We start from the raw sequence: 13354 nt of genomic DNA on the forward strand, positions 1-13354 counted from the left end.
GTTATTTTGTAAAAGCAGGTTCAACCCACTTAAACTGAAACGAATTTTCTGGAATTTTTATGCGTTCTGATAAACGATACATCCTTGAAGGGAGGTTCATTAAATAATCTCTGGCTTTTTCAGCTTCATCGGTCAGGTTTGAAATTTTATCTATTTCCCAACGCTTGATGAGCTTATCTAAAATATCAACATAATCAGTTGAAGTATATACACCTATTCGTTGTGCTGTATTTGAAAATTCTTCAAAAGCAGTGCTAATTTTATTGCCAGATTCTCTTAAAAAGTGAGCAGGCATGGCAATTTTAAGTTTCATCATATCATAAAAAGCCAGCATCATTTGATTAGGATCTACTTTAAAAATGCGCTCAACAAACTCAGAATAGGCATTATGGTGACGCATTTCATCGCCAGAAATAATCTGGCACATTTTCCCTAGCTTTTTATTCCCTTTTGATTTTGCTATTTTAGCCACTCTATTATGCGAAATATAGGTAGCTAGCTCTTGGAAACTGGTATAAACAAAGTTTTTGTAAGGGTCTCTATCGGTGCCAATATCAAAACCGTCAGCTATTAGAAATTGCGTAGTTTTTTCAATTTCGCGCATATTTACTCTACCAGATAAATAGAGATATTTGTTGAGAACATCGCCATGTCTGTTTTCTTCACCCGTCCAATGTCTAACCCACTTTGCCCATGGGTTTTCTCGGTCTTGTTGCTTCACACCTTCAACATCCATGAGCCAAGATTCGTACGTTGGCAAAGCTTCTTCGGTAATCATATCACCAACAAGAACTACCCAAAAATCATAAGGCAATTCTTTTGAAAGTTCACGTATTTCGCGTACATCTTCAAAAAAGTTATCACCTTCAGAGTTTGGCAGAAAATCTGCAGGTTGCCAAATTTTTTCTATTGGGATAAGGTATTTTTCAATTAGGGATTCAACGTCTTTTTCCAAAAACTGCATCACTTCCAATCGTACATTTTTTAACGACATCGATATTTTTTAAGGGTGTATATGTGCTTTAATAGTAGTTTCAATACTATTTATTAAATTTTCTTTATTTGTAAAGGTAGCCAATTTTATAGGTTTGTGTACTGTAAATTTCAAATGAGTGCCTAAACCCATAGGAAATTTACCATATTTTAACAATTTCCAGGAATTATTGATTGAAATGGGAACGATTAAAGCCGAAGGCATTTTTTTAAATAAAATATCCAAGCCTTTTGTTTGAAAAGGTTTGGGTTCGCCGTTTTTACTTCGGGTTCCCTCAGGAAAAATAACGGCACATCGTTTGGTTTCTTCAATATATTCGCCAAATTTTATAATGGCTGGTAACGATTGACGCGGATTTTTTCTATCTATTAAAACCGAACCACCGTGACGTAAATTATAAGACACACTTGGGATGCCTTTACCTAATTCTATTTTACTTATAAATTTTGGATGATGTTTACGCATGTACCAAATAATGGGTGGGATATCGTACATACTTTGGTGGTTTGCCACAATTATTAATGGCTGAGAGGTGTCAATTTTATAGGGATTTTTAAAAGTAAATCGAGTACCTAAAACATTAAGGCAGCACATGATAAAAAATTGCAACCAGTCAACACTGATTTTATGGGATTTGTATCCGAGAACATTAAAGCAAAACCATTGTATTGGATGAAAAACAATAAGGGTTAATCCAAAAAGTAGAAAATATAAAACCGTTAAAGGATATGCCAGAAGTTTTTGCATATAGCAAAAATAAGTAAAAACCGCTTTTTAATATATGGCAACACAAGAGTTATTTCCGCAAACTATTTCAGAAGGCGGATTTACCAAAGCACAATCTGAAACAATACCGTATTTTGTATTATATTCCGCTTCTTTTTGATTGTAATTAGCCACCATAGTTTCTAATGTTTCAGTATCAATAGAAGTAGAATACACAAGATAGCTCCAAGGACCACCACAAGGTTTGCTACCCAAGGGAATGTATTTGCATTCAGTCGATTCATTACAAACCGAAGTATTGGCTAAGGCTTCTATGTCCTGCTTGAGGGATAAAAGCATCTCTTTATCTTCATCCTGTGTCATTACAGCGTCTTCATCACATTGTGTGGATAATAGAGTAAAGCCAAGGATAAATAGTGCAAAAAATGATATTCTTCTTTCCATAACAATTAATTTTAATCTAGATGCAAAAACTTAAAAATAGTTGCGCACTAAAAATAAAAAAACCACAATTTAAAATCGTGGTTTTTTTATTAATTAATAAGGATGTTGATTCTTAACAAAACTCATTGTAAGCATCAACTAAATTTTCAGCGATCAATTCTGCAGGACGCCCTTCAATATGGTGACGCTCTAGCATATGCACCAATTCGCCATCTTTAAATAATGCCATACTTGGAGAACTTGGCGGGAAAGGTACCATATACCCACGAGCAGCATCAACGGCTTCTTTATCAACACCTGCAAAAACAGTTACTATGTGGTCTGGTCGTTTAGCATTTTGTAAACTCATTCTTGCTCCTGGTCTTGCATTGGCAGCGGCACATCCACAAACTGAATTTACCACTACTAAAGTGGTGCCTTCTTTTGCTAAAGCGGCATCAACGGCCTCTGGAGTATGCAATTCTTCAAAACCAACCTTGGTTAAATCTTCGCGCATGGGTCTAACTAATTCTGCTGGATACATATTTTCAAATTTTAATAATTAACATTTTTTATGATTGCAAAGATACCAATTGTGTAACAAAAACGGTATGCAATCAACTAACAAATATTATATTTGACGATAAACAAAATTTATACTTACATGAGTTTTTCAAAATGGATAGGGGGAGCCATTGGGTGGTCCTTTGGAGGCCCCATTGGTGCTATAGTTGGTTTAGCTTTGGGCAGTCTAATTGACAATATGTTTGATGACAAAAGCAGACCCTATATTGGACAAGGACAAACATCAAACCAAAGAACTACTTACAGAGCACAACCGCAACAACGCCCACAAACCCAGTCTGGTGATTTTGAAGTGAGCTTACTCGTTCTAGCATCTATTGTTATAAAAGCCGACGGGAAACAAGATCAACGAGAATTAGATTTTGTGCGGCAACAGTTTGCTAGCATGTATGGTAAAGAGCGCGCCAATCATGCTTTCAAATTGTTTAAAGAGATCACTAATCAAAGAAATATTTCAACTAGGCAAGTGTGTTTACAAATAAAACAAATGATGGACCATCCATCTAGACTTCAATTAATGCATTTTTTATTTGGAATTGCAAAAGCAGATGGTGTGGTCACCCAGGATGAGGAGCGTCAAATTTACACCATGGCGGGATATTTGGGAATAAACTCGAAAGATTATGAAAGCATCAAAGCCATGTTTTATAACAGTAGCGATAATGCTTATAAAATTTTGGAAATTGAAAAAAATGCCTCAGTGGATGCCATTAAAAGAGCCTACAGAATCATGGCCAAAAAATACCACCCCGATAAAGTGCGCCATTTAGGAAAAGAACATCAAGAAGGTGCAGAAGAAAAATTTAGGCAAGTACAAATGGCCTATGAACAGTTGCAAAAGGAAAGAGGATTTTAATGAGTACCTTGTTATTTAAAAATATAAAATCATGAATAATATTTTCGACTTAAAGGAAACTAATAAATTAATAGAAAGAATTGATAAATTAGATGCTTATGCAAAACCCCAATGGGGTAAAATGAGTGTTGACCAAATGCTGGCACATTGTAACGTTACCTATGAAATGATTTATGATAATAAACACCCAAAACCAAATGCGTTTAAAAAATGGATGCTAAAAGCCATTGTAAAACCTTATGTTGTAAGTGAAAAACCATACAAGAAAAGCAGTAGAACAGCGCCAGAATTTGTAATTTCAGGTTCTAAAAATTTTGTTGAAGAAAAAGCTAAATTGATAGATTATTTGAACAAAACCCAAAACTTGGGAGAAGCTTATTTTGAAAATAAACCATCGCATTCTTTCGGGAAATTAACTGCTAAAGAATGGAACAATTTATTTTATAAACATCTAGACCATCACTTGTGCCAGTTTGGGGTTTAGTTTTCAAACACCACTGAAGACTGCTCAATGCCAACTGTCAAATCAACCGTTCTCCCCAGAATCATAGCGCGATTATCCTTTTCGTGTCCTGCCGGCATATTAAAGGCAATTGGGAAATCATAATCCGCCAGAGCATCTAATATAAGTTTTTCTACGCTTGTTCCCCAAAGTGTGGTGTTCTTGCGAAGTTTCGTCATATCGCCTACAATAACACCTTTACAATTATCAAAATAACCTGCACGTTTTAAGCTTTGTAGCATTCGGTCAATATGGTACTTATATTCTCCAATTTCTTCAATAAACAATATTTTACCAGACACATCAATACTCGTTTTTGAGCCTAACATGGTATGTAACATCGTTAAATTACCACCAACAAGTTTTCCAGTTGCAGCTCCTGTTTTATTATATTTTGAACCTCTTAAATCATAGCTTAAAGACTTGCCAAAAACGGCATCTTTAAAGGTTGAAATGGTTTCTTCAATTTCCGATAAATCATCTTGCAAACTAGTGCACATCATCGCATGAATACTCTCTACGCCTTCAATGTGTATTTGGTTATGCAGTGCTGTTATATCTGAATATCCAATAATCCATTTGGGATTTTGTTTAAATTTAGTCCAATTCAATTTATCTAAAATCCTCACGGTTCCGTAGCCCCCTCGGGCGCACCAAATAGCTTTAATTTTTGGATCGTCCAAGGCTTTTTGCAAATCCTCACAGCGATCATTATCCGTTCCAGCAAAATGGTTGGCTTGGTTAAACACATGTTTTCCAACCACAAAATTAAGTCCCCAACTTTTCAACAATTTTGTGGCTTGTTCAATTTCTTGAGTTCTGTTTTTTAAAACCCCAGATGGAGCAACAATAGCAACCGTATCACCGGCTTTCAAGTATGAAGGTTTTCGTAAAGTCATGCCATCAATTTCAGAGTTTGAATTTTGTGCCAAAACGGTTTTTATTCCAAGGAAAAAAAGAACACAATATAAGCTTAATGTAAGTAGGTATTTCGACATTATGTAAATGTACATTTTTTTTCTAAATAGCTGTCAAAATGTGTACTTTTACAGCTTAATTTTAGATTGATGGACAAACCAAAACGATATACCATTACCACTGCTTTACCTTACACCAATGGGCCAATACATATTGGGCATTTAGCAGGGGTTTATGTACCAGCTGATATTTATGCACGCTATTTGCGGTTAACAGGAAATGATGTGGTACTTATTGGTGGTAGTGATGAGCATGGGGTACCAATAACTATAAAAGCAAAAAATGAAGGCGTATCTCCTCAAGATGTAGTTGATAAATACCATGCTATTATTAAAAAATCGTTTGAGGATTTTGGAATTTCTTTTGATAATTATTCGCGTACTTCGGCACCAATTCATCATGAAACTGCCTCAGAATTTTTCCAAACATTAAATGAAAAAGGGGAGTTTATTGAAGAAACTACCGAGCAATTATATGATGAAGAAGCCAACCAGTTTTTAGCTGATAGATTTGTAACAGGAACATGCCCAAAATGCGGTAATGAAGAAGCTTACGGGGACCAATGTGAAAAGTGTGGAAGCAGTTTAAATGCTACCGATTTAATTAACCCTAAATCGGCTTTAACAGGGAATGTGCCTACTCTAAAGGAGACCAAACACTGGTTTTTACCTTTAGATAGATATGAAGATTTTTTAAAAGAATGGATTTTAGAGGGTCATAAAAAAGACTGGAAACCCAATGTTTATGGACAAGTAAAATCGTGGATTGATGATGGGTTACGTCCAAGAGCTGTAACCCGTGATTTAGATTGGGGTATTCCTGTTCCAGCTGAAGGAGGTGAAGGCAAAGTATTGTACGTTTGGTTTGATGCCCCTATTGGGTATATTTCATCTACCAAGGAGTGGGCGCAACGAGAAGGTAAGGATTGGGAACCCTATTGGAAAAGCGATGAGACCAAATTGGTACATTTTATTGGAAAAGATAATATTGTTTTTCATTGCATTATTTTCCCTGCCATGCTAAAAGCAGAAGGCAGTTATATTTTACCAGATAATGTGCCCGCCAATGAGTTTTTAAATTTAGAAGGTAATAAACTTTCAACCTCAAAAAATTGGGCGGTTTGGTTACCCGATTATTTAAAGGAATTTCCAAATCAACAAGATGTATTGCGTTATGCCCTAACAGCTAATGCCCCAGAAACTAAGGATAATGATTTTACTTGGAAAGATTTTCAAGCCAGAAATAATAATGAGTTGGTGGCTATTTTTGGTAACTTCATCAATCGTGTGGTTGTTTTAACCAACAAATATTATAACGGTGTTGTTCCGAAACCTGATTTCTTCACACAGGTAGACGAAGAAACTTTGGCAGCCATAAAAGCCTATCCAGATGTGATAGCAAGTTCTATTGAACGCTACAGATTTAGAGAAGCACAACAGGAACTTATGAATTTAGCGCGTTTGGGAAATAAGTATTTAGCAGATGAAGAACCTTGGAAAGTGATTAAAGTAGATGAAGCACGAACCAAAACCATTATGTATGTAGCCTTACAAATAGCATCAGCTCTAGCGACTTTAAGCGAACCGTTTTTACCGTTTACTTCAGATAAACTAAAAAACATACTTGGTCATTCAACCCTTGACTCAGAATCAACTTGGAACGACATCAATTCAAAACAAGTGTTGCTTCCAGCTGGCCATCAAATAGGAAAAGCTGAATTACTATTCTCCAAAATCGAAGATGAAACGATTCAGTTTCAACTTGATAAATTGGAAGCTAGTAAAAAGGCCAATGAAGTTGCCAATAAAGGGGTAGAACCCCAAAAAGAAACCATTTCTTTTGATGATTTTACGAAATTAGATATTCGAGTAGGAACTATTTTGGAAGCTGAAAAAATACCAAAAGCAAAAAAACTACTCGTTTTAAAAGTAGACACAGGAATTGATGTACGAACCATAGTTTCAGGAATTGCAGAAAGTTTTACACCTGATGAAGTAGTTGGAAAACGTGTCACGGTTTTAGTAAATCTCGCACCAAGAGTTTTAAGAGGTGTTGAAAGTCAAGGTATGATTTTAATGACGGAAACCCCCGAAGGCAAATTGGTTTTTGTGAATCCAGATAATTCACAAGTTGATAATGGATTACAAATAAGTTAATGTTGTTTAATTAACATCTCACTAAATTTATCATAAGTTTAATTGTAATGTTATAAATTAACGAATATTATCTAAAAACATAGAATGTATAGTCTTTAAAGGGAAATTATTTTCATTAACTTTAAATGAAAAATAAAATTCTATTGTTATGAAAATATTTAGTGATTCAATAATTTATATAAATAGGTACTGTATAGTTATTTTATTTATAGGAACTTTTTTTAGTTCAATTTTTGAAACAATAGATGCTCAAGAACAAACTTCAGAAAATATAATTGCTCTTTTTGATAAATACAGTTCTCCTTACCGAGAGGTTGTTTATTGTCATTTGAATAAAAGTACCTACGCCAAGGGAGAAATGATTGGTTTTAGTTGCTACGTTTTTGATAAAAAATTAAAAGTACCATCTCAAATAACAAAAAATCTGTATTGTATTATTACAGATCAAAATGACAAAGTGATAAAAAGTAAATTATTGAGGGTTGATAACGGCTTTACAAATAATGTATTTAATGTAGACGATTTATTTTTATCAGGGAATTATAAATTAAAAGCCTATACGAATTGGATGAAGAATTTTGATGAGCGAAACATTTTTGTAGAATCATTCAAAGTAATAAATCCAGAGCTGGATTCAATTAATAAAAAAGTAGTTTCTGATAGTAGTATTGACGTTCAATTTTTACCAGAAGGGGGTCATTTTGTTGATTTAGTTAAAACTAATGTAGGGGTTGTTGTAAAGAATAGTGAAGGTTTCGGAATACCAAATTTAATTGGCAACGTTTATAATTGTAGTGGTAAATTTATAACAACATTTAGCACAAATTCCCTAGGGATAAGCAAATTTTTATTGTTTCCTAAAATAGGTGAATGCTATACAGTTAGAATAAATTATTTAAATGAGCAATCCGAGTATATTATAAATGAAATTGAAGCCAAAGGGATATCTATACAAGTAAACAAAAACAATTCAAAAGGAAGACTAATATTACAATTTAGAACTAATGAAAGAACATTAAATGATATAAAAGAACAACCATTTAAGTTAACTATTCATAACGGCGCCAAGTTAAAAGGCGTTAATATTTCATTTAATGAAACAAATCTTGTCAAAATCATTGATTATAAGGACTTATTTTCTGGGATAAATATTTTCACTTTGTTTGATTCTAAAAATAGGCCAATATTAGAAAGGATGGTTTTTAACTATTTAGGCATCAAATTTATGAATTCTGGTAAAATTAGTTACACACAAATAAAGGATTCTACTGAAGTTCAAATACCTATTTTAAAAAATTTTGAGTTTTTTGAAAAAAAGTACAATATAAGTATATCAGTATTACCTAAGGAAACAAAATCTTATAAGAGACATCATAATATTACCTCCCACACTTATCTACAGCCTTATGTTAAAGGGTTTATTGAAAATGCTAATTATTATTTTGAGAACATTGATTCTCAAAAAAAGTATGAACTAGATAATTTACTCATTACACAAGGTTGGAGTAGCTATAATTGGAATGATATTTTTAAGTATAATGTTAGAGATAATTTTGCTTTTGAAGACGGGATACTTTTAAAAGCCAATACAAATACCAATTCATTAGATGATTTTGTTTTATATCCTCTAAAGAATAATGATGGAGAAATAATAAAATTAACCAACGGGAAAAGTAGTTTTGTAAAAATGAATTTATATCCTGAAGGAGATGAGAAATTAATTTTAGGAGCTCTAGATAAAAAGGGGAAGTTGAAAAGTCCAAATCTTTATTTGCAATTTTTCCCTTCCATGATACCTGGTTTTAATAAGGAATATGAAGTCATTGGTGGAAGCGATGAAACAATAGTTAGAGTTAATTCATCTCCATTTACTCTAATAGATATTAAAAGAACTCAACAACTTGATGACGTTTTGGTTAAAGCTACTCCGAAATCTAGCAAGTTAAAAAGTTTATTAGATAGTCCTTTTCAAAGAGTTGATGTTTTCAATGATTCCAAACGAGCCATGAATCTAACCTTTGTAAATTATGTAAATAGTTACCTTCTAGATTTTCAGGCTTTCGAACGAGGAGGTTTTATTACTCTATTTAATAGAGTTCCTACATCAATTAATAATTCTTATCTGAGCCCAATTGTTTATTTAGATGATGTTTTAGTAAATTTAGATTTTTTGGCAGGTTTTAATATGAATATTGTTGATTACGTTTCTGTAAATCGACGAGGACTTGGAGAAGGTTTTCTTGGAGCAAATGGAGTGATAAGAATTTATACGAACAAAAATCTATATAATAGTGTTAATAAACAGCCTTTTAAGAATTTTGAATTTCCCCTAACTTTTTCTGTGGCTAAGAAGTTTTACGTACCAAAATATGAGGCTTATAATGATTCTTTTTTTAAAGAATATGGTGTTATAGATTGGATTCCTAATTGTAAAATTGATGACAATGGAAATTTAAGTTTCACCATATATAACCCTGCTAACAACAGCATAAAACTGTTTATCGAGGGTATTAATGAAAAAGGGGAATTCATTTCAGAGGTTAAAACATTAACGACATCTAATTAGAATGAAGATGATTTTCCTGATATATAGTACCTTTTTTTATGAAACAGTATTAAAAGTCACTGAGGAAATTTTTAACTTTACAAAAAACTAATATTATGTTATCAAAAATCATACAAGACGCATTAAATAATCAAATTCGAATAGAAGCAGAATCTTCTCAAATTTATTTAGCTATGGCATGTTGGGCAGAAGTTAAAGGCTTAGAAGGTGTTGCCAATTTTATGTATGCGCAAAGCGATGAAGAACGTGAACACATGTTAAAACTAGTAAAGTTTGTTAACGAACGTGGAGGACATGCCAAAATATCAGAATTAAAGGCGCCAAATGTTACTTTTAAATCATTTAAGGAAATGTTTGAAAAACTTTTTGAACACGAGGTTTATGTTTCTCAAAGCATTAACGAATTGGTACACATAAGCCTTCAAGAAAAAGATTATGCTACCCATAACTTTTTACAGTGGTATGTAGCAGAACAAATTGAAGAAGAAGCTGTTGCACGAACCATTTTGGATAAAATTAATATGATAGGGGATGATAAAGGTGGCTTGTATTTATTTGATAGAGACATCCAGACTTTAACTGTAACTACAGCCGCTGCCAACACACCGGAGTAATTTTAACAATTAATCTTATTTAGATTTAATAAAAATAACTTATTTTTGTTTACAGATTTGATTTTATAAATATCTATTGTGGGCAAAAAAAAGAAGCAAAAGAAAACTATCAAAAAGTTACGACGCTTAGGTATTGAAGTTCCTGAGAAAGTAAAAAACAATTGCTGTAAAAAATTTAAAAAGTGTGAAAGTAAACGCTGCAAAAAGTGCCCTTGTTTCGATTTAATTAAAATAGTGGCGTAGCTTTACATGGTTAACCGTGTTGAATGCATTAATTCTAATTTCCAGAGACTATCTTTTTTTATGGCTACAATACTTTCCAACCATTGCAGTTTCCGTTCTACAGTATCCTTTTTCATCGTGGCATAATTATGGTACGCCATCCAAATCCGGTTTCCTTCTTTTTTTGCTTTAAAAAAATTAAATCGATTGATACGTTTTACACCTTGGTCTCTTTTTTTTGCTTGCTCACACCAATTGGCAATGGTATCGTTTGTCCAAACTTCTCCATGTTCTAGAAGAATAAAGTGATCAGTATGATATTTGCTAATTAATTCTGTTTTTTTGGCACTCCAAATATCATCAAAAACATCTTGAATAACTTGCTCGACAGCTTTAAAATCTTCTCTAGGGTCGCTAGCAGTTTCTCTTTGTTTTTCACAACTAGTTAGAATTAATATAAAAACAGAAAGTGTTTTTAAAAGGTATTTCATGGAATTGTTATTTTTCAGATTTAAATCATGTGTAAATCTTATTTTTGTTAAATAATTTTAAGGTAAATGTCGCTACTACTAAAATACATAATTTCCAAAACAAAATTACCAGAGCTATCGGTTAAAAACACTATTCAGTTATTAGAAGAAGATTGCACCATTCCCTTTATTTCAAGATATAGAAAAGAACGTACAGGCAATCTAGACGAAGTCCAAATAGGAGAAATAGTAAAGTTTAAAGAACAATTTGATGTTTTAGAAAAACGAAAAAATGCTATTTTAAAAGCGTTACAAGAACAAGAAGTTTTAACACCAGATTTAAAAGAAAAAATAGAATCGAGTCAAGAGCTAACCACCCTTGAAGATTTATATTTACCCTACAAAAAAAGTAAAAAAACGAAAGCAGAAACCGCACGTAAAAATGGCTTAGAGCCACTGGCTAAAATTATAATGAGTCAGAACGCTCATGATATTGAATCGGTTGCTTTTAAATATGTAAAAGCTAATGTTTGTTCGGCTAAAGATGCTTTAGAAGGAGCTCGACACATTATTGCTGAATGGATTAATGAACGCACGGATATTCGTAACAATATTCGTAACCAATTGGACCGTTTTGCGATTCTTTCCACGAAAGTGATAAAACCAAAAGCCGATGAAGAAAGCGCGCAAAAGTTTAGAGATTATTTTGATTGGGAAGAATCCTTAATTAGAATTCCATCACACCGGTTTTTAGCGATTTTAAGAGCCGAAAAAGAAGGATTCATAAGGTTGAAAATTGAAATTGATAACGATAGTGCTATAAATATTATTAAAAAACGCATTATTAAAAGTAATAACTCTTGCGCTGAACAAATTGAAATAGCCATTAAAGATGCTTACAAACGATTATTATTACCATCGTTAAGCAATGAAGCGTTACAAATAGCAAAAGATAAAGCCGATGACTCAGCCATAAGTGTATTTGCAAAAAACCTAAAACAACTCTTATTAAGTTCGCCTTTAGGAGAAAAACGTGTTTTGGCCATAGATCCTGGGTTTAGATCAGGTTGTAAATTGGTGTGTTTAGATGCCCAAGGACAATTAAAATATAACGAAACCATTTATCCCCATCCTCCAAAAAGTGATAGTATTGGCGCCATGAAAAAAATAAGTTCGCTTTGTGAGGCTCATAAAATTGAAGCGATAGCCATAGGAAACGGAACGGCATCAAGAGAAACCGAGGCTTTAGTTAGAAAGGTTCATTTTAAAAACGATATTCAAGTTTTTGTAGTAAGTGAAGCGGGAGCAAGTATTTATTCAGCGTCAAAAATAGCTCGGGAAGAATTTCCAAATTATGATGTTACCGTTCGTGGATCGGTGTCTATTGGAAGACGCTTGCAGGATCCACTAGCTGAGTTAGTTAAAATTGATGCAAAATCTATAGGTGTTGGGCAATACCAGCATGATGTTGACCAGACCAAACTACAAAAGCAATTAGATATAGTGGTTGAAAATTGTGTAAATGCAGTTGGTGTAAATATCAATACAGCAAGTAAAAGTTTGTTAAGTTATGTTTCTGGGATAGGACCAAAATTAGCAGAAAACATTTTTAATTATAGAAGTGAAAAGGGGGCATTCAAATCTAGAGATGATATTAAAAAAGTTCCACGTTTGGGTGAAAAAGCATTCGAACAAGGGGCTGCATTTTTAAGAATTAAAGATTCTAAAAATCCTTTAGACGATTCTGCAGTGCATCCTGAAAGCTATCCAATAGTTAAAAAAATGGCTAAAGATATAGGAAAATCAATCGAAAGTGTAATTGGAAATAAAGAGGTACTTCAAAAGATAGATTTAAATAAATATTGTACAGAATCAGTTGGTTTGCTTACGCTTCAAGATATCATAAAAGAACTTGAAAAACCGGGCTTAGATATCAGAGAGCGAGCTAAAGTATTTACTTTCAATCAAAATGTTAAAACTATTAATGATTTACAAGAGGGACAGTTACTACCGGGAATTGTCAACAACATTACCAATTTTGGTGCTTTTGTAGATGTGGGTATTAAAGAAAGCGGATTGATTCATGTTTCGAATTTATCAGATTCCTATGTGAAAGACGTAAACGATCATGTGAGCTTGCATCAACAAATTGTAGTGAAAGTAATAGAGGTAGATATTCCCAGAAAGCGTATTCAATTAAAGTTGCATAAATAAACTATTAATACAGAAATTAACGGATCCCTTTTTAAGCGGCAAGGATCG

The 13354-nt window shown here is 33.1% G+C and carries 12 protein-coding genes; 6 read left to right on the forward strand and 6 right to left on the reverse strand.

The features are described from left to right. Position 1 precedes the first annotated feature (1 nt). The 4 genes from ABD963_RS03225 to ABD963_RS03240 all read right to left on the reverse strand — a co-directional run bounded on the left by ABD963_RS03225 (position 2) and on the right by ABD963_RS03240 (position 2687). Positions 2–994 (reverse strand): acyl-ACP desaturase, encoded by a 993-nt coding sequence (locus ABD963_RS03225; RefSeq protein WP_345275497.1) that lies wholly within the window; start codon positions 992–994, stop codon positions 2–4. A 9-nt stretch (positions 995–1003) separates the two neighbouring features. Continuing rightward, complete coding sequence (locus ABD963_RS03230; RefSeq protein WP_345275498.1) at positions 1004–1741, reverse strand: lysophospholipid acyltransferase family protein; 738 nt, start codon at positions 1739–1741, stop codon at positions 1004–1006. A 27-nt stretch (positions 1742–1768) separates the two neighbouring features. Continuing rightward, positions 1769–2164, reverse strand: coding sequence for a hypothetical protein (locus ABD963_RS03235; protein ID WP_345275499.1), 396 nt, complete (start codon positions 2162–2164; stop codon positions 1769–1771). A gap of 112 nt (positions 2165–2276) precedes the next feature. After that, complete coding sequence (locus ABD963_RS03240; RefSeq protein WP_345275500.1) at positions 2277–2687, reverse strand: BrxA/BrxB family bacilliredoxin; 411 nt, start codon at positions 2685–2687, stop codon at positions 2277–2279. Between the two features lie 120 nt (positions 2688–2807). Here ABD963_RS03240 and ABD963_RS03245 point away from each other — a divergent pair, with 120 nt between their 5' ends. Beyond that, on the forward strand, positions 2808–3584 hold the full coding sequence (locus ABD963_RS03245) for a TerB family tellurite resistance protein (protein WP_345275501.1): 777 nt from the start codon (positions 2808–2810) through the stop codon (positions 3582–3584). Positions 3585–3615: 31 nt separating this feature from the next. Further along, complete coding sequence (locus ABD963_RS03250) at positions 3616–4068, forward strand: DUF1569 domain-containing protein (protein WP_345275502.1); 453 nt, start codon at positions 3616–3618, stop codon at positions 4066–4068. Here the strand turns inward: ABD963_RS03250 and ABD963_RS03255 are convergent. Further along, on the reverse strand, positions 4065–5084 hold the full coding sequence (locus ABD963_RS03255; RefSeq protein WP_425562791.1) for a S66 peptidase family protein: 1020 nt from the start codon (positions 5082–5084) through the stop codon (positions 4065–4067). The two genes, ABD963_RS03250 and ABD963_RS03255, sit on opposite strands and share 4 nt — an antisense overlap. Positions 5085–5153: 69 nt before the next feature. Between ABD963_RS03255 and metG the strand changes: the two genes are divergently transcribed. The 3 genes from metG (at position 5154) to ABD963_RS03270 (ending at position 10400) form a co-directional block, all read left to right on the forward strand. Then, complete coding sequence (gene metG, locus ABD963_RS03260; protein ID WP_345275503.1) at positions 5154–7220, forward strand: methionine--tRNA ligase; 2067 nt, start codon at positions 5154–5156, stop codon at positions 7218–7220. 148 nt (positions 7221–7368) lie between these two features. Then, positions 7369–9786 carry a hypothetical protein gene (locus ABD963_RS03265; protein WP_345275504.1) on the forward strand — a complete coding sequence of 806 codons (2418 nt, stop codon included), beginning with the start codon at positions 7369–7371 and terminating at the stop codon, positions 9784–9786. Positions 9787–9881: 95 nt separating this feature from the next. Then, entirely contained in the window at positions 9882–10400 is a 519-nt protein-coding gene (locus ABD963_RS03270; protein WP_345275505.1) for a ferritin, read from the forward strand. Between the two features lie 245 nt (positions 10401–10645). Here ABD963_RS03270 and ABD963_RS03275 read toward each other — a convergent pair whose 3' ends face one another. Continuing rightward, positions 10646–11113, reverse strand: coding sequence for a nuclear transport factor 2 family protein (locus ABD963_RS03275; RefSeq protein WP_345275506.1), 468 nt, complete (start codon positions 11111–11113; stop codon positions 10646–10648). Positions 11114–11179: 66 nt separating this feature from the next. Between ABD963_RS03275 and ABD963_RS03280 the strand changes: the two genes are divergently transcribed. Next, on the forward strand, positions 11180–13306 hold the full coding sequence (locus ABD963_RS03280) for a Tex family protein (RefSeq protein ID WP_345275507.1): 2127 nt from the start codon (positions 11180–11182) through the stop codon (positions 13304–13306). The last annotated feature ends 48 nt before the right edge of the window (positions 13307–13354 follow it).

Source organism: Litoribaculum gwangyangense, assembly GCF_039543505.1.
In the GTDB taxonomy this organism is placed as follows: domain Bacteria; phylum Bacteroidota; class Bacteroidia; order Flavobacteriales; family Flavobacteriaceae; genus Litoribaculum; species Litoribaculum gwangyangense.

Bases quoted from the DNA above. Each gene is read 5' to 3' on its own strand.
- ABD963_RS03245 (WP_345275501.1), top strand. From the start codon at position 2,808: ATGAGTTTTTCAAAATGGATAGGGGGAGCCATTGGGTGGTCCTTTGGA.
- ABD963_RS03265 (WP_345275504.1), top strand. From the start codon at position 7,369: ATGAAAATATTTAGTGATTCAATAATTTATATAAATAGGTACTGTATA.
- ABD963_RS03230 (WP_345275498.1), bottom strand. From the start codon at position 1,741: ATGCAAAAACTTCTGGCATATCCTTTAACGGTTTTATATTTTCTACTT.
- ABD963_RS03275 (WP_345275506.1), bottom strand. From the start codon at position 11,113: ATGAAATACCTTTTAAAAACACTTTCTGTTTTTATATTAATTCTAACT.
- ABD963_RS03255 (WP_425562791.1), bottom strand. From the start codon at position 5,084: ATGTCGAAATACCTACTTACATTAAGCTTATATTGTGTTCTTTTTTTC.
- ABD963_RS03250 (WP_345275502.1), top strand. From the start codon at position 3,616: ATGAATAATATTTTCGACTTAAAGGAAACTAATAAATTAATAGAAAGA.
- ABD963_RS03235 (WP_345275499.1), bottom strand. From the start codon at position 2,164: ATGGAAAGAAGAATATCATTTTTTGCACTATTTATCCTTGGCTTTACT.
- ABD963_RS03240 (WP_345275500.1), bottom strand. From the start codon at position 2,687: ATGTATCCAGCAGAATTAGTTAGACCCATGCGCGAAGATTTAACCAAG.
- ABD963_RS03225 (WP_345275497.1), bottom strand. From the start codon at position 994: ATGTCGTTAAAAAATGTACGATTGGAAGTGATGCAGTTTTTGGAAAAA.
- ABD963_RS03280 (WP_345275507.1), top strand. From the start codon at position 11,180: ATGTCGCTACTACTAAAATACATAATTTCCAAAACAAAATTACCAGAG.
- metG (WP_345275503.1), top strand. From the start codon at position 5,154: ATGGACAAACCAAAACGATATACCATTACCACTGCTTTACCTTACACC.
- ABD963_RS03270 (WP_345275505.1), top strand. From the start codon at position 9,882: ATGTTATCAAAAATCATACAAGACGCATTAAATAATCAAATTCGAATA.